This is a genomic window from Pseudomonas sp. FP215, assembly GCF_030687795.1.
Taxonomy (GTDB): Bacteria; Pseudomonadota; Gammaproteobacteria; order Pseudomonadales; family Pseudomonadaceae; genus Aquipseudomonas; species Aquipseudomonas salmasensis.
On sequence record NZ_CP117447.1, the window covers coordinates 4,693,682 to 4,714,495 of the forward strand.

17 protein-coding genes are annotated in these 20,814 nt (G+C 61.3%); 12 read left to right on the plus strand and 5 right to left on the minus strand.

Translation table 11 applies throughout. From position 1 onward, the window contains the following. Window positions 1-52: 52 nt before the first annotated feature. Window positions 53-1,252, plus strand: coding sequence for a succinyldiaminopimelate transaminase (gene dapC / locus PSH76_RS21325; protein ID WP_305492875.1), 1,200 nt, complete (start codon window positions 53-55; stop codon window positions 1,250-1,252). Between the two features lie 11 nt (window positions 1,253-1,263). Here the strand turns inward: dapC and PSH76_RS21330 are convergent, their stop codons facing one another. After that, window positions 1,264-2,907, minus strand: a complete 1,644-nt coding sequence (locus tag PSH76_RS21330) for a Na+/H+ antiporter (RefSeq protein WP_047712734.1) — start codon at window positions 2,905-2,907, stop codon at window positions 1,264-1,266. 265 nt (window positions 2,908-3,172) lie between these two features. Between PSH76_RS21330 and PSH76_RS21335 the strand changes: the two genes are divergently transcribed. The 4 genes from PSH76_RS21335 (at window position 3,173) to PSH76_RS21350 (ending at window position 6,224) form a co-directional block, all read left to right on the plus strand. Further along, the gene (locus tag PSH76_RS21335; protein WP_229999207.1) at window positions 3,173-3,481 is read left to right on the plus strand and encodes an arsenate reductase; all 309 of its coding nucleotides are present in this window, start codon (window positions 3,173-3,175) and stop codon (window positions 3,479-3,481) included. A gap of 31 nt (window positions 3,482-3,512) precedes the next feature. Further along, window positions 3,513-4,547, plus strand: a complete 1,035-nt coding sequence (gene dapD / locus PSH76_RS21340; RefSeq protein ID WP_032893202.1) for a 2,3,4,5-tetrahydropyridine-2,6-dicarboxylate N-succinyltransferase — start codon at window positions 3,513-3,515, stop codon at window positions 4,545-4,547. 67 nt (window positions 4,548-4,614) lie between these two features. Beyond that, entirely contained in the window at window positions 4,615-5,820 is a 1,206-nt protein-coding gene (locus tag PSH76_RS21345) for an aminotransferase class V-fold PLP-dependent enzyme (RefSeq protein WP_305492876.1), read from the plus strand. Next, window positions 5,817-6,224, plus strand: coding sequence for a SufE family protein (locus PSH76_RS21350; protein WP_032893204.1), 408 nt, complete (start codon window positions 5,817-5,819; stop codon window positions 6,222-6,224). Before PSH76_RS21345 ends, PSH76_RS21350 begins: the two co-directional genes overlap by 4 nt. 591 nt (window positions 6,225-6,815) lie before the next feature. On the opposite strand, the gene tcdA is transcribed toward PSH76_RS21350, so the two are convergent. Continuing rightward, window positions 6,816-7,625 carry a tRNA cyclic N6-threonylcarbamoyladenosine(37) synthase TcdA gene (gene tcdA / locus PSH76_RS21355; protein WP_370874601.1) on the minus strand — a complete coding sequence of 270 codons (810 nt, stop codon included), beginning with the start codon at window positions 7,623-7,625 and terminating at the stop codon, window positions 6,816-6,818. Between the two features lie 217 nt (window positions 7,626-7,842). Between tcdA and PSH76_RS21360 the strand changes: the two genes are divergently transcribed. The 4 genes from PSH76_RS21360 (at window position 7,843) to PSH76_RS21375 (ending at window position 13,050) form a co-directional block, all read left to right on the plus strand. Continuing rightward, complete coding sequence (locus PSH76_RS21360) at window positions 7,843-10,434, plus strand: glycosyltransferase (RefSeq protein WP_003189139.1); 2,592 nt, start codon at window positions 7,843-7,845, stop codon at window positions 10,432-10,434. Between the two features lie 223 nt (window positions 10,435-10,657). After that, a complete protein-coding gene (dapE, locus tag PSH76_RS21365; protein WP_032893206.1) occupies window positions 10,658-11,809 on the plus strand; it encodes a succinyl-diaminopimelate desuccinylase in 1,152 nt (383 codons plus the stop codon). Further along, window positions 11,809-12,618 carry a putative RNA methyltransferase gene (locus tag PSH76_RS21370; protein ID WP_125969624.1) on the plus strand — a complete coding sequence of 270 codons (810 nt, stop codon included), beginning with the start codon at window positions 11,809-11,811 and terminating at the stop codon, window positions 12,616-12,618. Before dapE ends, PSH76_RS21370 begins: the two co-directional genes overlap by 1 nt. A gap of 54 nt (window positions 12,619-12,672) precedes the next feature. Further along, complete coding sequence (locus PSH76_RS21375) at window positions 12,673-13,050, plus strand: hypothetical protein (protein ID WP_305492877.1); 378 nt, start codon at window positions 12,673-12,675, stop codon at window positions 13,048-13,050. 145 nt (window positions 13,051-13,195) lie between these two features. Here PSH76_RS21375 and PSH76_RS21380 read toward each other — a convergent pair whose 3' ends face one another. Then, window positions 13,196-13,405 carry a cold-shock protein gene (locus PSH76_RS21380; RefSeq protein WP_003189131.1) on the minus strand — a complete coding sequence of 70 codons (210 nt, stop codon included), beginning with the start codon at window positions 13,403-13,405 and terminating at the stop codon, window positions 13,196-13,198. Between the two features lie 181 nt (window positions 13,406-13,586). Here PSH76_RS21380 and plsB point away from each other — a divergent pair, with 181 nt between their 5' ends. From plsB to PSH76_RS21395, 3 genes are read left to right on the plus strand one after another with little or no spacing between them, the layout of a single operon-like run. Further along, window positions 13,587-16,106, plus strand: a complete 2,520-nt coding sequence (plsB, locus tag PSH76_RS21385; RefSeq protein WP_305492878.1) for a glycerol-3-phosphate 1-O-acyltransferase PlsB — start codon at window positions 13,587-13,589, stop codon at window positions 16,104-16,106. A gap of 51 nt (window positions 16,107-16,157) precedes the next feature. Then, window positions 16,158-16,559, plus strand: coding sequence for a YbaY family lipoprotein (locus tag PSH76_RS21390; protein WP_057711538.1), 402 nt, complete (start codon window positions 16,158-16,160; stop codon window positions 16,557-16,559). 27 nt (window positions 16,560-16,586) lie between these two features. Next, on the plus strand, window positions 16,587-17,276 hold the full coding sequence (locus tag PSH76_RS21395; protein WP_003189124.1) for a DUF4197 domain-containing protein: 690 nt from the start codon (window positions 16,587-16,589) through the stop codon (window positions 17,274-17,276). Window positions 17,277-17,362: 86 nt separating this feature from the next. Here PSH76_RS21395 and PSH76_RS21400 read toward each other — a convergent pair whose 3' ends face one another. After that, window positions 17,363-17,608 carry a type III secretion protein gene (locus PSH76_RS21400; protein WP_138761435.1) on the minus strand — a complete coding sequence of 82 codons (246 nt, stop codon included), beginning with the start codon at window positions 17,606-17,608 and terminating at the stop codon, window positions 17,363-17,365. Window positions 17,609-17,748: 140 nt separating this feature from the next. Beyond that, the gene (locus PSH76_RS21405; RefSeq protein WP_305492879.1) at window positions 17,749-20,811 is read right to left on the minus strand and encodes an efflux RND transporter permease subunit; all 3,063 of its coding nucleotides are present in this window, start codon (window positions 20,809-20,811) and stop codon (window positions 17,749-17,751) included. Window positions 20,812-20,814: the final 3 nt, after the last annotated feature.

Below are 20,814 nucleotides of genomic sequence, written 5' to 3' on the forward strand. Positions count from 1 at the left end.
CTGCTTTGCCCGGCAGGCCGCATGCCCACATACGAATTGAACGAGATTTGCAATGAACAACGCCCTTAACCAGTTGCAGCCCTACCCCTTCGAGAAACTGCGCGCCCTGCTCGGCAGCGTGACGCCGAACCCGGACAAACGCCCGATCGCCCTGTCCATCGGCGAGCCCAAGCACAAGTCACCGGCCTTCGTTGCCGAGGCCTTGAGCAATAACCTCGATCAAATGGCGGTGTACCCCACCACCTTGGGTATCCCGGCACTGCGCGAAGCCATCGGCGCCTGGTGCGAACGCCGCTTCAACGTGCCCGAGGGCTGGCTGGACCCGGCGCGCAACATCCTGCCGGTCAACGGTACGCGCGAGGCGCTGTTTGCCTTCACCCAGACCGTGGTCAACCGTGGCGACGACGCGCTGGTGGTGAGCCCCAACCCGTTCTACCAGATCTATGAAGGCGCTGCGTTCCTGGCCGGGGCCAAGCCGCATTACCTGCCGTGCCTGGACAGTAATGGCTTCAACCCGGACTTCGATGCCGTCTCCCCGGATATCTGGAAACGTTGCCAGATCCTGTTCCTGTGCTCCCCCGGCAACCCGACCGGCGCACTGATCCCGGTGGACACCCTGAAAAAACTCATCGCCCTGGCCGATGAATACGACTTCGTCATCGCCGCCGACGAGTGCTACAGCGAGCTGTACTTCGACGAGCAAACCCCGCCGCCGGGCCTGCTCAGCGCCTGCGTCGAGCTGGGCCGCCAGGACTTCAAGCGTTGCGTGGTGTTCCACAGCCTGTCCAAGCGCTCCAACCTGCCAGGCCTGCGCTCAGGCTTTGTGGCCGGCGACGCCGAGATCCTCAAGGCCTTTTTGCTGTACCGCACCTACCACGGCTGCGCGATGCCCGTGCAAACCCAGCTGGCCAGCATCGCCGCTTGGCAGGACGAAGCCCACGTACTGGCCAACCGCGACCTGTACCGTGAAAAGTTCGACGCCGTGCTGGCGATCCTCAAGCCGGTGCTGGACGTGCAAAGCCCCGACGGCGGCTTTTACCTGTGGCCGAATGTGCAAGGTGACGACGCTGCTTTTTGCCGGGATTTGTTCGTGGAAGAACATGTGACAGTGGTGCCGGGCTCGTACCTGTCGCGGGAGGTGGACGGTTTCAACCCTGGCGCGGGGCGCGTGCGCCTGGCGTTGGTTGCACCGCTGGCCGAGTGTGTGGAAGCGGCTGAGCGGATTCGCGACTTTATCCAGCGTCGCCGTTAAGGGCTGATGGGTCACTTCATGTGACCCAAATTCGCCTCGCTCATATCCAACTCCGCCAACACCTCCCTCAACACGTCATCACCGATCTGGTGATGACGGCTCAAGCTGTACAACTCCAACCGCTGCGCACGCAGGGCCTTGAGCCGCAGCTTGCGCTCCAACTGGTCCATCTGCAGCGCCAGCGCCTGGGCTTCGGCCGAGTCATTGAACACGTCCAACTGGTGACGATACTCCGCCATCAGCCGCGCCTTGAGCTCGGTGGCCAGTGCCGCTTGAGCGGCATCCGGGGTTTCGGCTTCGGCGGGCTCCTGGGCCTCCAACGCATGGATCGCCGCTACGGCGGTCTTTTTCCAGGCCTCGCGCACTTCGTTGTGGCGTTTTTCATCCGGGCCTTTTTCGACGCCACGCAGCAGTAACGGCAACGCGATGCAGGCCGCGACCAGCGACAGCAGGATCACCCCGGCAGCGATAAAGATCAGCAGGTCACGCTCGGGAAAATCCTGGCCCGGCGCCAGCAACAAGGGCACCGACATGACGCCCGCCAACGTCACCGCACCGCGTACACCGCCGACGGTCAACAACCAGCAGGAGCGGGCCGTCGGCACCAGGGTCAATGCGCTTTTGCCTCGCAGACGGCGCAGCAACCCCGACAGCCGCCAGATGCTTTGCACCCAGATAAAGCGCAATACCACCAGCACCAGGAAGATCGCCACCACATCCAGGCAGCGATACATCAAGGTGGGCCACAGCGTAGTTTCATGGCTGACCACGGCCTTGATGATGTCTGGCAGTTGCAGGCCGAGCAGCAGGAAGATCAAGCCGTTGAAGGCAAACTCCAGTAACGACCATACGCTGCGGTTGAGCAAGCGCGTGCTGGTCTGGCGCGGCAGCAAGTCGAGCCAGCTTTGCATCATGCCCGCTGCCACCGCCGAGAGGATGCCGGACGCGCCCAGGCGCTCAGCCAGTACGTACGCAGCAAAAGGCAGCAACAACATGAACACCACATGGGTCGCCGGGTCATCCCAGCCGCGCGCGATCATCCAGGCGCGCAGGCGGCCGACCAGCCAGCTCAACGCCACGCCTATCGCCAGCCCACCCACCGCCACCAACACGAACGTCAGGCTGGCATCCGCCAGGGAAAAGACCCCGGTCAACGCTGCGGCCAGGGCAAATTTGAACGTCACCAGGCCCGACGCGTCATTCATCAAGGCTTCGCCTTGGAGCATGTGCATCAGCGGCTTGGGCAAGCGGTTCTGGGAAATGGCCGACACCGCCACGGCGTCCGTCGGTGACAAAACCGCCGCCAGGGCGAAGGCCACCGGTAACGGAATGGTTGGCAATAACCAATGAATGAAATAGCCGGCGCCCACCACGGTAAACAGCACCAGCCCCACCGCCAACGTCAGGATCGGGCCACGCAGGCGCCACAACTCGCGCTTGGGCATGCGCCAACCATCGGAAAACAGCAGCGGCGGCAGGAACAGAAACAGGAACAGCTCCGGGTCCAGCGCCACATGCAGCCCCAACGTAGGCCACGCCAGCAAGGCGCCGGCGGCGATCTGCACCAGGGGCAACGGCAGTGGGATGATGCGCCCGACCAGGCGCGAAAAGCTGACCAGCATCAGCAGGATAAGAACGGTGTAGGCGGTTTGCATAACGCGGGTTTCCCGGACAATCGACTTGCAACGACACATCAGGCAACAACTGGCCGTTGAAGTGCCATATTACCTGGCTATGTTACTCGCCTAGGCTGCGCACCGGCTTTTGCACAAAAGTCGCACGCTGTTGACGAGCGGCGCCGAAACCCGCTGGTCGTGGCATAATCCTCGATCTTTCATTTTCATAGGTCCAAAGGGGGGCAATTCCTTGAGTGCTTCAAGCAAAACCTTGCACCTTTTCGGCATTAAAGCCTGCGACACCATGAAAAAGGCGCGCACCTGGCTCGATGAGCACGGGGTGAGTTATGAGTTCCATGACTACAAAACGGCCGGTATCGACCGCGAACACTTGACCCAATGGTGCAATGAGCACGGTTGGCAGGTGGTTTTGAACCGTGCGGGCACCACCTTTCGCAAACTCGAAGACGAACGCAAAGCCGATCTCGATCAGTCGAAAGCCATTGAATTGATGCTCGCACAACCCTCGATGATCAAGCGCCCAGTGCTCGATCTCGGTGACAGAACCCTGATTGGCTTCAAGCCAGATAGTTATTCGGCGGCTCTCAAGTAGGCCAGCCTTCCATTTTTGTAGAGGTAACAGCATGTCCAATTCCCTGTTCAGCCTGGGCTTCGGCGTCGGCACTCAGAACCGCCAAGGTGCTTGGCTGGAAGTGTTTTACGCACAACCCTTGCTCAACCCGTCGGCTGAAATCGTTGCCGCCATCGCACCGATCCTCGGTTACACCGAAGGCAACCAGGCGATCACCTTCACCGTGAGCCAGGCCCTGCAACTGGCCGACGCGCTCAAAGGCGTCGATACCGCCCAGGCCGCTCTGCTCAGCCGCCTGGCTGAAAGCCACACGCCGCTGGTCGCGACCCTGCTGGCCGAAGACGCCGCACTGACCTCCACGCCTGAGGCTTACCTCAAGCTGCACCTGTTGTCCCATCGCCTGGTCAAGCCCCACGGCCTGAGCCTGGCCGGTGTGTTCCCGCAGTTGCCGAACGTGGCCTGGACCAGCCAGGGCGCCATCGACATCAACGAGCTGGCCGAGCGCCAACTGGAAGCGCGCCTGCGTGGCGACCTGCTGGAAGTGTTCTCGGTGGACAAATTCCCGAAAATGACCGACTACGTCGTACCGGCTGGCGTGCGTATCGCTGACGCGGCACGTATCCGCCTGGGCGCGTACGTGGGCGAAGGCACCACCGTGATGCACGAAGGTTTCGTCAACTTCAACGCCGGCACCGAAGGCCCGGGCATGATCGAAGGCCGCGTCTCGGCGGGCGTATTCGTCGGCAAGGGCTCGGACCTGGGCGGCGGTTGCTCCACCATGGGCACCCTGTCGGGCGGCGGCAATATCGTGATCAAGGTGGGCGAAGGCTGCCTGATCGGCGCCAACGCCGGTACCGGTATCCCATTGGGCGACCGCAACACCGTGGAGTCGGGCCTGTACATCACCGCCGGCACCAAGGTTGCCCTGCTGGATGAGCAGAACCAACTGGTCAAGGTGGTCAAGGCACGCGAGTTGGCTGGCCAGCCAGACCTGCTGTTCCGTCGTAACTCCGAGACCGGTGCCGTGGAGTGCAAAACCCACAAATCGGCCATCGAACTGAACGAAGCGCTGCACGCTCACAACTAAGCAGCCACTCGATGCCACTAGCGAGCCGCATCTTCGGGGCGGCTCGCTTATACGAGTCTTGATCACCATGCTTGTGCCCTCCCCCTGGCGCGCCGACTTCCCGGCCATCGCCACCCTGCAACGGCAAGACCAGACCTATCTGGACAGCGCCGCCACCACGCAAAAACCCCAAGCCCTGCTGGATGCCATCAGTCATTACTACGCCAATGGCGCAGCCAATGTGCACCGTGCCCAGCATTTGCCTGGGGCCCATGCGACCCAGGCCTTTGAAGACAGCCGCAGCAAGGTCGCGCAGTGGTTGAACGCAGGTGACAGCGGGCAGGTCGTGTTTACCCACGGCGCAACCTCTGCGCTGAACCTCCTGGCCTATGGCCTGGAGCACTTATTCAATGCGGGCGATGAGATTGCCATCAGCGCCCTGGAACACCACGCCAACTTGCTGCCCTGGCAGCAATTGGCCAAACGCCGCGCACTCACGCTGGTGGTCTTGCCTCTGGACGCTGACGGCGTGATCGACCTGGACGCCGCCGCCAGCTTGATTGGCCCACGCACACGCCTGCTGGCGGTGAGCCAGTTGTCCAATGTGCTCGGTGCCTGGCAGCCGCTGCAAGCCTTGCTGACGCTGGCCCAGGCACACGGTGCCCTCACGGTGGTGGACGGCGCCCAAGGCATCGTCCATGGCCGCCACGACGTGCAGGCCCTGGGCTGCGACTTCTACGTATTTTCCAGCCACAAACTCTACGGCCCGGACGGTGTGGGCGTGCTGTATGGCCGTAATGAAGCGCTGCATCACCTGCGCCACTGGCAGTTCGGCGGCGAGATGGTGCAACAGGCCGACTACCACAGCGCCAGCTTTCGTCCTGCACCACTGGGTTTCGAAGCCGGCACTCCACCGATTGCCAGCGTGATCGGCCTGGGCGCGAGCCTGGATTACCTGAGCTCGCTGGATGCTTCGGCGGTAATCGCCCACGAAGCCGCCCTGCATGACTACCTGCTGCGTGGGCTTAAGGCACGCAATGGCGTGCGCGTGCTGGGCTCGCCGCAGGTGGCGCTGGTGAGTTTTGTGGTAGAGGGCGTGCACAACGCCGACCTCGCCCACCTGCTGACCGAGCAAGGCATTGCCGTACGTGCCGGTCATCACTGCGCAATGCCGCTGTTGAAGGCGATGAATCTGTCAGGCGCAATCCGGGTGTCCCTGGCGCTCTACAACGATTCCGACGACCTGGAGCGCTTTTTTGAAGCGCTGGACCAGGCGCTGGACATGCTGCGATGAGCTTGCCGCTGGAGGCACACGCCGCACTGGAAGCTTTCCAGGCCGTAGGCAGTTGGGAACAGCGCGCGCGGATGCTGATGCAATGGGGTGAACGCTTGCCCGCCCTGGCTGATGAGGAAAAGGTCGACGCCAACCTGGTGCACGGTTGCGAAAGCCTGGTGTGGCTGGTGGGGCGTTTGCAGGACGGCCATTGGCAGTTTGCTGCGAGCAGCGAGGCGCGGATGATTCGTGGGTTGGTGGCGTTGCTGCTGGCGCGGGTCAATGGGTTGTCGGCAGATGAATTGCACGCGGTTGACCTGCCTGACTGGTTTAATCAACTGGGCTTGTCGCGCCAGCTATCGCCGTCGCGCAGTAATGGTTTGAATGCCGTACTGCAACGCATGCGAGACCTGACGCGTACATAGAAATAATGTGGAAGCTGGCTTACCTGCGATGGCCATAGGTAACCGGGTAACCACGATGCGAAGCGAGCCGCTCTTGATCTTGATCTGCTTGTGATCTTGATCTCAGGCGCCCCGTTAAACCACGCTGGCCGAACGCAGGCTTGAATTCGTGGGTAACCCGGCAGGACGCCGGGTTAGCCGCCCCGCGCCATGGATGGCGCGTGGCGGCGGCCCACGGATTCAAGCCTGTGTTCGGGCACACCGAGCCTAAGCGAGGTGCCGAGTGGTGGGGCAAGAGCGTTTTGCTTACTTTTGCGCTTTTCAAAAGTGAGCCGCCGTCAGGGCGGAACCCTAAGTGGCCGTTACCGCAGCAATGGATATGTACCCAATCCAACTGTGTTGACTGCCAAACCGCCTTCGCGAGCAAGCCCGCTCCCACAGTTGGATTGTGGGGTGTCAGGTGGATAGATGTCGGCTGGGAGGCCGTCATCGCAGGCAAGCCAGCTCCCACATTTGGATCGCGGGGGTGTCAGATAGAGATGCGTTGGCTGGCGGGCCGCCATCGCAGGCAAGCCAGCTCCCACAGTTTGGATCTCTGTCGAGTGGTGAGATCTAGGTCGGCTTGATGCGTTCTGAGGGACGACGCACTCCCGCCACAATCTTATCGACCGCCTTGGTCGCCGCCACCATGCCGAACGTGGCCGTGACCATCATCACCGCGCCAAACCCTCCCGCGCAGTCCAGCTTCACACCATCACCGACAAAACTCTTCTGCAAACAGATACTGCCATCAGGCTTGGGATAGCGCAGCTGCTCGGTGGAAAACACACACGGCACGCTGTAGTGGCGGGTCACGGTACGCGAGAAGCCATAATCGCGGCGCAAGGTAGAGCGCACTTTCGAGGCCAGCGGGTCATTGAAGGTGCGGTTCAGGTCGCACACCTGGATCAGCGTGGGGTCAATCTGCCCGCCGGCACCGCCAGTGGTGATGATCTGGATCTTGCGGCGCTTGCACCAGGCAATCAGCGCCGCCTTGGCGTTGACCGCGTCGATGCAGTCGATCACGCAGTCGATAGTCGGGGTGATGTACTCGGCCATGGTGTCGCGGGTGACGAAATCTGCAACCGCGTGCACGGTGCACTCAGGATTGATACCGCGCAGGCGCTCGGCCATCACTTCGACCTTGGGCTTGCCCACGGTGCTGTCCAGGGCATGCAACTGGCGGTTGCTGTTGCTGACGCAGACATCGTCCAGGTCAAACAGCGAAATCTCGCCCACCCCACAACGGGCAATCGCTTCCGCCGCCCAGGAACCTACGCCGCCGACGCCGACAATCGCCACATGGGCGGCTTTCAAGCGCTCCAGGCCCTCAAGGCCGTACAAGCGGGCGACGCCTGCAAACCGCGGATCTTCTGTACTCATCATCATTACCCCAAAAACCGGCGCGCATTATAGGGCTACGCCGCGACAAGTTCGACGCTTGCAGCTACAAGTAAAGAACTTAAGCGGACTTTCGCAGACTAACGTCCGGCTTTTCTCTGTCTGCTGTACGCTCAGGGAAGGGCCGGTGTAGGATGCGCGCCGTTCGGCGTAGGCCGACACCTCTTTCGTTCCGCACCCTTTGGAACCCGACATAACCATGGCATCGCGTAAATTTGGACTCAACCTGGTGGTGGTGCTGGCAATTGCCGCGCTGTTCACCGGTTTCTGGGCGCTGATCAACCGCCCGGTCACCGCTCCCAACTGGCCCGATCAGATCTCCGGTTTTTCCTACTCGCCGTTCCAGCAAGGCCAGTACCCGCAGAAAGACCAGTACCCTACCGACGAACAGATGCGTCAGGACCTTGCGATCATGAGCAAGCTGACGGACAACATCCGTACCTACTCGGTGGACGGCCCCCTGGGGGATATTCCCAAGCTGGCCGAAGAGTTCGGCCTGCGCGTGACCCTGGGGATCTGGATCAGCCCGGACCTGGAACGTAACGAGCGGGAGATCCAGCGCGCTATCGAGATCGCCAACACCTCGCGCAGTGTCGTACGCGTAGTGGTGGGTAACGAAGCGTTGTTCCGGGAAGAAATCACCCCCGAAGCCCTGATCGTACTGCTCGACCGCGTGCGCGCCGCCGTGAAGGTGCCGGTGACCACCTCCGAGCAATGGCACATCTGGGAAAAGAACCCGCAACTGGCCAAGCACGTCGACCTGATCGCCGCGCACATCCTGCCGTTCTGGGAATACATCCCGATGGACAAGGCCGGCCAGTACGTCCTCGACCGCGCCAAGGATTTGAAGAAAGCCTTCCCGAAAAAACCCCTGCTGCTGTCGGAAGTGGGCTGGCCGAGCAATGGCCGTATGCGCGGTGGCAATGAATCGTCGCCGGCCGACCAGGCGATTTACCTGCGTACGCTGGTAAACAAGCTCAACCGCCAGGGTTACAACTACTTCGTGATCGAGGCCTTCGACCAGCCGTGGAAGGTCAGCGACGAGGGGTCGGCGGGTGCGTATTGGGGTGTATTCAACGCTGCGCGCCAGCAGAAATTCAATTTTGACGGCCCGGTGGTGGCGATTCCGCAATGGCGGGTACTGGCCATTGGTTCGGTGGTGCTTGCGCTGCTGTCCCTGACCCTGTTGATGATCGATGGCTCGGCCCTGCGCCAGCGGGGTCGTACCTTCCTGACCTTTATTGCGTTTCTGTGCGGGTCGGTGCTGGTGTGGATCGGCTACGACTACAGCCAGCAATACAGCACTTGGTTCAGCGTGACAGTGGGCGTGTTGCTGGCACTCGGCGCCCTGGGCGTGTTTATCGTGTTGCTGACCGAAGCCCACGAACTGGCAGAAGCAGTGTGGACCCACAAGCGTCGGCGTGAATTCCTGCCCGTGGAAGGCGACTCGGACTACCGCCCAAAAGTGTCGATCCATGTGCCGTGCTACAACGAGCCACCGGAAATGGTCAAACAGACCCTCGACGCCCTGGCCGCCCTCGATTATCCGGACTACGAAGTCCTGATCATCGACAACAACACCAAGGACCCGGCGGTGTGGGAGCCGGTGCGCGACTACTGCGAAACCTTGGGCCCGCGCTTCAAGTTCTTCCACGTCGCGCCCCTGGCCGGTTTCAAGGGCGGTGCGCTGAACTACCTGATCCCGCACACCGCCAAGGATGCCGAAGTGATCGCGGTGATCGACTCGGACTACTGCGTATCACCGAACTGGCTCAAGCACATGGTGCCGCACTTCGCCGACCCGAAAATCGCCGTGGTGCAGTCGCCTCAGGATTACCGCGACCAGAACGAAAGCACCTTCAAGAAGCTCTGCTACGCCGAATACAAAGGCTTCTTCCATATCGGCATGGTCACCCGTAACGACCGCGACGCGATCATCCAGCACGGCACCATGACCATGACCCGCCGCTCGGTGCTCGAAGAGCTGGGCTGGGCCGACTGGTGCATCTGTGAAGACGCCGAACTGGGCCTGCGCGTGTTCGAAAAAGGCTTGTCGGCGGCGTACTACCACGACAGCTACGGCAAGGGTTTGATGCCGGATACCTTTATCGACTTCAAGAAACAGCGTTTCCGCTGGGCGTATGGCGCGATCCAGATCATCAAGCGCCACACCGCCAGCCTGATACGTGGCAAGGACACCGAGCTGACCCGCGGCCAGCGCTATCACTTCCTCGCGGGCTGGTTGCCGTGGGTGGCCGATGGCATGAACATCTTCTTTACCGTCGGCGCCCTGTTGTGGTCCGCGGCGATGATCATCGTGCCAACCCGGGTCGACCCGCCGTTGCTGATTTTCGCGATCCCGCCGTTGGCGTTGTTTGTGTTCAAAGTCGGCAAGATCATTTTCCTCTACCGCCGTGCGGTAGGTGTGAACTTGAAAGATGCGTTCTGCGCGGCGCTGGCCGGGTTGGCGTTGTCTCACACCATCGCCAAGGCGGTGTTGTACGGCTTCTTCACCAGCAGTATTCCGTTCTTTCGCACACCGAAAAACGCGGATAACCACGGCTTCTGGGTGGCGATTTCCGAAGCCCGCGAAGAAATGTTCATCATGCTGCTGCTGTGGGGCGCGGCGCTGGGGATCTACCTGGTGCAAGGCCTGCCGAGCAACGACATTCGCTTCTGGGTGGTGATGTTGCTGGTGCAGTCGCTGCCGTATGTGGCGGCGCTGATCATGGCGTTCTTGTCGTCGCTGCCCAAACCTTCGGCGGCGCCCGAGGCCGCACCGGCGGCGTAAAAAGTCACGCAATGCACTAAACGGCGGCCCTTGGCCGCCGTTTTGCTATAAGATAACGGCCCTTTTGCGTGCCTTACACCCATCACTGTAGGAGCGAGCTTGCTCGCGAAAATCGTTAACGATGACGCGGGCATCCTGAATGCACGCGGTGCCCTTGGGTTTTTCGCGAGCGAGCTCGCTCCTACAGTTAGAACGTCGCCGCCTCGATTTCCGGAGTCCCCCCATGACGGCCCATGCCGACCTTTCGCCGACCCTTCAACTGGCCATCGACCTGATCCGTCGCCCATCGGTCACGCCCATCGATGCCGATTGCCAGAAGCTGATGATGCAGCGCCTGGGCGACGCCGGTTTTGCGCTTGAACCGATGCGCATTGAAGACGTGGATAACTTCTGGGCCACCCACGGCAAGCATGAAGGCCCGGTGCTGTGCTTTGCCGGTCACACCGATGTGGTGCCGACTGGCCCGGTACAGGCTTGGCAGAACGACCCGTTCGATGCGTTGATCGATGACAACGGCATGCTCTGTGGCCGTGGCGCGGCGGACATGAAAGGCAGCCTGGCGGCGATGCTGGTGGCGGCGGAACGTTTCGTCAGCGACTACCCGGACCACAAGGGTTCGGTCGCCTTCCTGATCACCAGCGACGAAGAAGGCCCGGCGCACCATGGCACCAAGGCCGTGATCGAACGCCTGGCCGCACGCAAGGAGCGCCTGGACTGGTGCATCGTCGGCGAACCGTCGAGCACCAGCCTGGTGGGCGACGTGGTCAAGAACGGCCGCCGTGGTTCCCTCGGCGCCACCTTGACCGTGCGCGGTGTACAGGGCCACGTGGCTTACCCGCACCTGGCGAAGAACCCGATCCACCTGGCCGCACCGGCCCTGGCCGAACTTGCCGCCGAACATTGGGATGACGGCAACACCTTCTTCCCGCCGACCAGCTTTCAGATTTCCAACCTCAACTCCGGTACCGGCGCCACCAACGTGATCCCCGGCGACCTGACGGCGGTGTTCAACTTCCGTTTTTCCACCGAATCCACCGTCGAGGGCCTGCAACAACGGGTCGCAGCCATTCTCGACAAGCACGGCCTGGACTGGCATGTGGAGTGGGCACTGTCGGGCCTGCCGTTCCTCACCGAGCCGGGCGCTCTGCTGGATGCGGTATCGGCCAGCATCCTGGCGATCACCGGGCGTGAGACCAAGGCGTCCACCAGCGGCGGTACCTCCGATGGGCGCTTCATTGCGACGTTGGGCACCCAGGTGGTCGAACTGGGCCCGGTCAACGCGACGATCCATCAGGTCAACGAACGCATCCTGGCCAGCGACCTCGATGTGCTGACCGAAATCTACTACCAGACCTTGATCAAGTTGCTCGCCTGATGCTTGCCTGCCCCATTTGCAGCGCACCGCTCAATACCGTGGACAACGGCGTGGCGTGCCCGACCGGGCACCGCTTCGACCGCGCACGCCAGGGTTACCTGAACCTGTTGCCGGTGCAGCACAAGAACAGCCGCGACCCGGGCGACAACCTGGCCATGGTCGAAGCGCGCCGCGACTTCCTCAACGCTGGCCACTATGCGCCAGTGGCCAAGCGCCTGGCCGAACTGGCCGCCGAGCGCGCACCACAGCGCTGGGTGGACATTGGCTGTGGCGAGGGTTACTACACCGCGCAAATCGCCCAGGCTCTGCCCGATGCCGATGGCTACGCGCTGGATATCTCTAAGGAAGCGGTCAAGCGCGCATGCAAACGCAACCCGGCGCTGACCTGGTTGATCGCCAGCATGGCCCGCGTGCCATTGGCCGACGCCAGCTGCCAGTTCCTCGCCAGTGTGTTCAGCCCGCTGGACTGGCAGGAAGCCAAGCGCCTGCTCAGCCCCGGCGGCGGCCTGATGAAAGTCGGCCCCACCCGCGGTCATTTGATGGAACTGCGCGAGCGCTTGTACGACGAAGTGCGCGAGTACACCGACGACAAACACCTGGCCCTGGTGCCGGACGGCATGAGCCTGGCGCACACTGAGACCCTGGCATTCACCCTGAGCCTGGCCGAGCCCAAGGACCGCGCCAACCTGCTGGCGATGACGCCCCACGGCTGGCGGGCCAGTGCCGAGCGCCGCCACGAGGTGATTGAGGCGGCTGAGCCGCTGCAGGTCACGGTGTCGATGCGCTACGATTATTTCGTGCTTCAATGACCGACTTTCACCCATCCGCGAATGGATTTTCGAATCCCGCAACGAGGAACATCCATGCGCCAACCCGATATTGAGATTTACCTGAAGGACGCCGACGTCGATCACAAGTCCATCGCCGCCTGGCTGGGCGCCGCCCTGGGCCCGTGCACCGACTGGGTCCAGAAAGGCCAGACCTACAAGTGCAAGGCCGGCAACGTGCCGGTTACCTGGCTGCCCAAAGCGGTGGGCAAATGGAACAGCCTGTTCCTGGAAAGCGACCAGACCCCGTGGGACGACGACATCGCCTGCGCCCGCGCCGCGTTTGCCGCGCTGAACGTCGAAGTGCGTTGCGCGCCGGGTACCTGGGTTGAAGAAGAGGGTGAAGAAAGCGCTGATCGCTGGATTCGCATCAGCGCAGATGGCGAAGAAGAGATCACCTGGAAAACTGCATAACCTCCAAAGTGTGAACACAATCAAAATGTGGGAGCGGGCTTGCTCGCGAAAGCGGTGGATCAGTCGACATCTCTAGTGACTGACACAGCGCTTTCGCGAGCAAGCCCGCTCCCACATGGGTTCAGCGTCGTTGCTTAGGGCTGGCTCAAAGGCCCACCACATCCTCAGCCTGCAAGCCCTTCTCGCCGGTCACCACGGCGTACTCCACCTGCTGGCCTTCGGCCAACGAGCGGTGGCCTTCACCGCGAATGGCGCGGTAGTGCACAAACACATCCTTGCCATCTTCACGCTGGATAAAGCCGTAGCCCTTTGCATCGTTGAACCACTTCACATTGCCGGTTTCACGCGTTGTCATCTGTTCACTCCCACTGGTTTTTTTATTGTTGAGTCGCTCGCATTGAACTGCCGAGTATAAGACAGGCTCAAAAACCATCAACTCAACTTTACATCGCTGCTTTTTTGCCGATTTTCGGCGAATACGGCACACTACCCGCCCGAGCGCCTGCTCGGTTTTTTCCACTTGAAGCAGTTCGCCTATGACCCGCTCCCCGTTCCGCCGTCTGGTGTTTGGCACCTTGCGCCGACTGTTGTACCTCTGGGTTCGCTCGGAGACGATCAACCAGTCGTCCCTCACCCTTAACCTGGACCGCAGCCGGCCGGTTTTCTACGTCCTGCAATCACCTTCCCTCACCGAGTTGGCGGTGGTCGATGCCGAGTGCACCAAGGCCGGCCTGCCGCGCCCGGTGCTGCCGGTGTCGGTAGGGCCGTTGATGGAGCCCGCGGCGTTCTTCTACCTCACGCCAGACCCGGATTGGCTCGGCCGCCAAGACAAGCGCGGCGCACCCCCAACCCTGACGCGCCTGGTCAACACCCTCACCGAACACGCCGAAGAGAATGCACAAATCATTCCGGTCAGCGTGTTCTGGGGCCAATCCCCCGAAAGCGAGTCCAGCCCGTGGAAGCTGTTATTCGCCGACAGCTGGGCAGTCACCGGGCGTCTACGCCGGTTGTTGAGCATCCTGATCCTGGGGCGCAAGACCCGCGTGCAATTCTCCGCGCCTATCAACCTGCGTGAATTGATCGAGCACAATAAAGGTCACGAACGTACCGTGCGCATGGCCCAGCGCATCTTGCGTGTGCACTTTCGTAACCTGAAGACGGCAGTGATCGGTCCCGACCTTTCCCACCGGCGTAATCTGGTCAAGGGCCTGGTGAATATGCCGCTGGTGCGCCAAGCCATTGCGGATGAAGCCGAACGCGAAAAGATCGCCCCGGAAAAAGCCAAGGCCCTGGCCCTGCGCTATGGCAACGAGATTGCCTCGGACTACACCTACACCGCGATCCGCTTCCTGGAAGTGGTATTGAGCTGGTTCTGGAACAAGATCTACGACGGCATCAAGGTCAATAACATCGAAGGCGTGCAAAAGGTGGCCCAGGGCTACGAGGTGATCTACGTGCCTTGCCACCGCAGCCATATCGACTACCTGCTGCTGTCGTACCTGCTGTTCAAGAACGGCCTGACCCCGCCGCACATCGCCGCCGGCATCAACCTCAACATGCCGGTGATCGGCAGCCTGCTGCGCCGTGGCGGTGCGTTTTTCATGCGCCGTACTTTCAAGGGCAACCCGTTGTACACCTCGGTGTTCAACGAATACCTGCACACCCTGTTTACCAAGGGTTTCCCGGTGGAGTACTTCGTCGAAGGCGGGCGCTCGCGCACCGGGCGCATGCTGCAACCGAAAACCGGGATGTTGGCGATCACCCTGCGCAGTTTCCTGCGCTCCTCGCGCATGCCCATCGTGTTCGTGCCGGTGTACATCGGCTATGAGCGCGTGCTCGAAGGCCGTACCTACCTGGGCGAACTACGTGGCGCGAGCAAGAAGAAAGAGTCGATCTTCGACATTTTCAAAGTGGTCGGCGCGCTCAAGCAGCGCTTCGGCCAAGTGGCAGTCAACTTCGGCGAGCCGATCAAGCTGGCAGAATTCCTCGACGCCGAACAACCGGACTGGCGCGCCCAGGAACTGGGGCCGAACTACAAACCGGCCTGGCTCAATGAGACCACCAATCGCCTCGGCGAACAGGTGGCGCGCCACTTGAACGAAGCCGCTGCGGTGAACCCGGTGAACCTGGTGGCGCTGGCGCTGCTGTCCACCACCCGCCTGGCCCTGGATGAACAAGCCATGGCCCGCCAGTTGGACCTGTACCTGGCGCTGTTGCGCCGCGTGCCCTACTCGCCCCACACCACGCTGCCGGAAGGCGATGGCCTGGCGCTGATCAAGCACGTCAAGGACATGAACCTGTTGTCGGAGCAGAGCGATGCCCTGGGTAAAATCGTTTATCTGGATGAGCAGAATGCTGTCCTGATGACCTATTACCGCAACAACGTGCTGCACATCTTCGCCCTGCCGGCCTTGCTGGCAAGCTTCTTCCAGAGCAGCTCGCGCATGACCCGCGAACAGATCCTGCGCTACACCCACGCGCTCTACCCGTACCTGCAATCGGAGCTGTTTATCCGTTGGTCGCTGGAAGACTTGGACAGCGTGGTCGACCAATGGCTGGACGCCTTCGTTGAACAAGGCCTGCTGCGCTTCGAAAACGCCGTGTACCTGCGCCCAGCGCCGAGTTCGCGGCATTTTGTGCTGCTGACGCTGCTGTCCAAGAGCATCGCCCAGACCCTGCAACGCTTCTACATGGCGATCTCGTTGCTGCTCAACAGCGGCCAGAACAGCATCAGCGCCGAGGAGCTGGAAGACCTGTGCACGATCATGGCCCAGCGCCTGTCGATCCTGCACGGCCTCAACGCTCCGGAGTTCTTCGACAAGAGTCTTTTCCGACATTTTATTCAGACGTTGCTGGAGCAAGATGTGCTGCGCCGCGATGAAGCCGGCAAGCTGGGTTATCACGACCTGCTCGGCGAACTGGCCGAAGGCGCGGCCAAACGTGTGTTGCCGGCGGATATTCGCCTGTCGATCCGCCAGGTCGCCTTGCACCGTGTGGACGGTGCAGCCGAGGCCGCCGCCGAACCGGTTGCCGCCAACCCTGAAGAAAACCGCTAGATTGAATGAGGCGCCGGGCGGATTCCGGCGCCGTTGAAAAGGAGTTGCACCTTGAAAAAACTCATCCTCCTGGGCCTGACCGCCCTGCTTGGAGCCTGCCAATCGATGGCTCCAACCCCTAAGGCAAGCCTGGACGGCGAAGTGTTCTACCTGCAACGCATCGCCCTGCCGCCAGCCGCCACCTTGAGTGTCAGCCTGCAGGACGTGTCCCTGATGGACGCGCCGGCCGTGACCCTCGCCGAACAGAAAGGCCCGGTCAAAGGCCAGGTGCCGCTGCCGTTTCATCTGAGCTATGACCCGGCCCAGGTCAAACCGGGCCACACCTATTCGGTCAGCGCTCGCATCGAGCTGGACGGCAAGCTACTGTTTATCACCACCGAGCGGCACACTGTGCAACTCAATGGCCAGGACCCACAACCGCTGCGCCTGCGGGTGGATGCGGCGGCACACTGATCACTCCCACTTCATAAGGAAGCGCCCATGCTCCGCAAATCTCTTCGCCTCACCGCCCTGTGTGCTGGCTTGCTGTTCGGCGCCAACGCCATGGCCCTGGACCTTGGCAGCCTGTCCCAGGGCGACGCCAGCGGCGGCCTCAAGGATGCCTTGACCCAAGGTGCACAGATTGCTGTGAAACAACTCGGGACGCCCGGTGGTTTCAGCAACAACCCGGACGTGAAGATCGGCCTGCCGGGCAAACTCGGCAAAGTCGCCGACAAGCTGAAAATGTTCGGTATGGGTGACCAGGTTACGCAGCTGGAAACCAGCATGAACAAGGCCGCAGAAACCGCCGTGACCCAGGCCCAGCCGATCCTGGTCAACGCCGTGAAGAACATGAGCGTGACCGATGCCAAGGGCATTCTCAGCGGTGGCCAGGACTCCGCCACCCAGTACCTGAACAAAAGCAGCCGTGAAGAGATTCGCGCCAAGTTCCTGCCTATCGTCAAGGCCGCCACCGACAAAGTCGGCGTGGCCCAGCAGTACAACGCTCTGGCCGGTAAGGCCGCGGCCTTTGGCGCGGTGGATGCCAAGAGCGCCAACGTTGAGAACTACGTGACCGAGCAGGCCCTGGATGGTTTGTTCAAGATGATTGCGCAGCAGGAAGAAACCATTCGCAAGAACCCGGCGGCGGCGGCCACCAGCTTAGCCAAGAAGGTGTTTGGGGCGCTGTAAGCCCTCGGCAGTCACTGAGCCTTACGCAGCAAACACTCCGCGGATGCAGAGTGTTTGCAATGGCCCAATAGCAGACATCAGCGCATTCAGCGGCCGATTTGGGTGTTTGCGTTGCTATTCGCGTTGTTGTTCGCGTTGGCAACACTGTTGTTAATCGTGATATGACTGGTCGGCTGGGGAAAATCGTATTTGAACGATTTGAGCGCGTCGGAAAGCTCACGCCGACTGACGGAGTCATTATGGGAATGTTTGGCGCAAGCGCCGCCCATTTGACCGCCGCCCAGCATCATGCCGACCCCCGTGTAAAGTTGTCCCAATGCTTGTAGGAGCATATCTATTTCGCCTCTATGAACGTTCTGGAAACGTTATCCAGGTGATAAAACCCCCGAATAACGTACCTGCGAACAGGTAACCCTGTGTGGCAAGCCTTGAAAAATGGTTCCCACCGGGCCTGCCAAAAACGCTCACTGATCTACTCCTCCTTCTTGATCCTGAACCACGCTGCGTACAACGCCGGCAGGAACAACAGCGTCAACGCCGTCGCTACGATCAACCCGCCCATGATCGCCACGGCCATGGGCCCGAAGAACACACTGCGTGACAACGGAATCATCGCCAACACCGCAGCCAACGCCGTCAGCACAATCGGGCGAAAGCGTCGCACCGTGGCTTCGATAATTGCCTGCCAAGGTGCCAGGCCAGCCTTGATGTCTTGTTCGATCTGGTCCACCAGAATCACCGAGTTGCGCATGATCATCCCTGACAGCGCGATGGTGCCGAGCATGGCGACGAAACCGAAGGGTTGGCGGAACACCAGCAGGAACAAGGTCACGCCGATCAGCCCCAAAGGCGCGGTGAGAAAGACCATCGCCGTGCGCGAGAAGCTGCGCAGTTGCAGCATCAGCAAGGTCAGCACTACCACGATAAACAGCGGCACGCCGGCCTTCACCGAGTTTTGCCCACGGGCAGAATCTTCCACCGTACCGCCCACCTCCAAGAGGTAGCCATCCGGCAGTTCGGCACGCACATCGGCAAGCGTCGGCAGGATCTGCTGCACGAGGGTCGCCGGCTGTTCCTTGCCATAGATATCGGCCCGTACCGTCACCGTGGGCAAGCGATTGCGATGCCAGATGATGCCCTCTTCGAATCCATATTCGAGGGTGGCAATTTGCGACAGCGCCACGCTTTTACCATTGTCGGTGGGCACGGCAAGGCTCGGCAGGCGCGACAGTTCGCTACGCTCATGCACGGTGCCGCGCAGGAGGATCTCGATCAATTCGTTGTCCTCACGGTACTGGCTGACGCTGGAGCCGGTCAGGGAACTCTGCAGGAATTTCGACAGGTTGGCGGTGCTCACACCCAGGGCGCGTGCACGGTCCTGGTCGATATTCAGGTACACGATTTTGCTCGGTTCTTCCCAGTCCAGATGCACGTTGACCACATGGGTATTTTCGCGAACCTTGGCCGCCACTTTGCGCGCCAGGGCACGGACTTCTTCGATGTGCTCGCCCGTCACGCGAAACTGCACCGGGTAGCCTACGGGCGGGCCGTTCTCCAGGCGCGTCACGCGCGAACGCAATTCGGGGAATTGCTCGTTGAGGGTTTCGATCAGCCAGGTGCGCAAGCTTTCGCGCTCCTCGATAGTGTCAGCCAGCACCACAAACTGGGCGAAGCTGGCAGCGGGCAATTGCTGGTCCAGGGGCAGGTAAAACCGCGGCGAACCAGTGCCCGCGTAGGCGACATAGTTGTTGATGCCGGCATGCTCCTTGAGCAACGCTTCCAGGCGCTTGACCTGTTCGGCAGTGTTGCTCAGGGAAGCGCCTTCGGCCAGTTTCAGGTCGACCATCAACTCCAGGCGACCGGAAGCCGGGAAGAACTGTTGCGGCACGAAGCGGAACAGCGCAACCGAGCCGATAAACAGCAGCAAAGTCAGCACGATCACGGTTTTACGCCGCCGCACGCACCACTCCACCCAACGTCTTACACGCTGGTAGAAGGGTGTGCCGTACGGGTCTGGACCGTCGGTGCCGTGCTTGGCGGCGTGAATCTTCGCCAAGTCGGGCAGGAGTTTTTCTCCCAGGTACGGCACAAACACCACGGCCGCCACCCAGGAGGCCAGCAGTGCGATGGTCACGACCTGGAAAATCGAGCGGGTGTATTCGCCGGTGCTCGATTGCGCGGTGGCAATCGGCAAGAAGCCAGCGGCCGTGATCAGGGTGCCGGTGAGCATGGGGAATGCGGTGCTGGTCCAGGCGAAACTCGCGGCTTTGAGGCGGTCGTAGCCCTGCTCCATTTTGATCGCCATCATTTCCACGGCGATGATCGCGTCATCTACCAGCAAGCCCAGGGCCAGGACCAAGGCGCCAAGGGAAATCTTGTGCAGGCCGATGCCCAGGTAATACATGGTGGCAAAGGTCATCGCCAGCACCAGCGGGATCGCCAGGGCGACGACCATGCCGGTGCGCACGCCGAGGGAGAAAAAGCTCACCAGCAAAACAATCGCCAACGCTTCAGCCAGCACCTGGACGAATTCGCCGACGCTGGTCTTCACGGCTGCCGGTTGGTCCGACACTTTGCGCAGTTCCATCCCTGCCGGAAGGTTCTTTTGCAGGCGTGCGAATTGCGCTTCAAGGGCCTTGCCCAGTACGAGGATGTCGCCACCGTCGCGCATGGCCACCGCTAGGCCGATGGCATCTGCGCCCATGTAACGCATGCGCGGTGCTGGTGGTTCGTTGAAGCCTCGGTGGATGTCAGCTACATCACCGATGCGAAAGGTGCGATCACCCACGCGGATCGGAAAGTTGCGGATCTCCTCCACCGTCTTGAAGTTGCCTGAAACGCGCAGTTGCACGCGCTCGGTGGGGGTTTCAAAGAAACCGGCGGTGGACACCGCATTCTGTTCCTGCAACGCCTGCTGTACCGCGGCCAAAGGCAAGCCGAGGGTGGCGAGCTTGAGGTTGGACAGCTCGATCCAGATCTTCTGATCCTGCAAGCCAAGCAGCTCGACCTTGCCTACATCCGGCACCCGTTGCAGCTGGATCTGGATGCGGTCGGCGTAGTCCTTGAGCACGGCATAGTCAAAGCCGTCGCCGGTCAGGGCGTAGATATTGCCGAAGGTGGTGCCGAACTCGTCGTTGAAAAACGGCCCCTGGATATCCGGCGGCAAGGTGTGGCGGATGTCGCTGATTTTCTTGCGCACCTGGTACCACAGCTCGGGAATCTGCGCCGAACGCATCGAATCACGGGCAATAAAGGTGACCTGGGATTCACCGGGCCGCGAGAACGACACGATGCGCTCATACTCACCGGTCTCCATGAGTTTTTTCTCGATGCGCTCGGTGACCTGGCGCGAAACCTCCTGGGCCGTGGCCCCGGGCCAGTTGGTCTTGATCACCATGGCCTTGAAGGTAAAGGGCGGGTCTTCGCTTTGCCCCAGCTTGGTGTAGGACAAGGTGCCAACCACGGCCAGCAGGATCATCAGGAACAGTACGATCTGGCGATTACGCAACGCCCATTCGGAAAGATTGAAACCCATGGG